The organism is Bifidobacterium pullorum subsp. saeculare (assembly GCF_016899725.1).
GTDB lineage: Bacteria > Actinomycetota > Actinomycetes > Actinomycetales > Bifidobacteriaceae > Bifidobacterium > Bifidobacterium pullorum_C.
Window position 1 is genome coordinate 1 of record NZ_JACLYU010000255.1, and the last position, 437, is coordinate 437.

The following is a 437-nucleotide window of genomic DNA, read 5'->3' on the forward strand; positions in this document are numbered from 1 at the left end:
GGGCTACATGATCGCCAAGAGGGGTGTTGCCCTGGAGGCCTCTTACTTCCACGCACCGCCCTACACAAGCGAGCGGGCCAAGGAGAAAGTGGTGGATCTGGCAAGGATCATTGCAGCCTACGCAGGGCCTATTCGTCTCCATGTGGTAAATTTCACAGACATTCAGCTGTACATCTATGATCAGTGCCCCCACGATGAGCTGACGATCATCATGAGGAGGTACATGATGAAGATCGCGGAGCACTTTGCGAAGGAGGACGGCTGTCTCGGCCTTATCACAGGGGAGAGCATCGGACAGGTGGCAAGCCAGACCATGCAGAGCCTGGCGGCCACAAACGAGGTGTGCACCCTGCCGGTGTACCGCCCCCTGATCGGCTTTGACAAGAAGGAGATCGTGGAGGTGTCCGAGAGGATCGGTTCCTACGAGACATCCATAC

Annotated in this window: 1 protein-coding gene; it reads left to right on the forward strand. The window is 57.0% G+C overall.

Features of this window, described 5'->3' with window-relative positions; all coding sequences use genetic code 11:
* Positions 1–437 (forward strand): hypothetical protein (locus tag H7U32_RS10435; protein ID WP_306452369.1); only part of this gene is annotated, 437 nt, incomplete at both ends.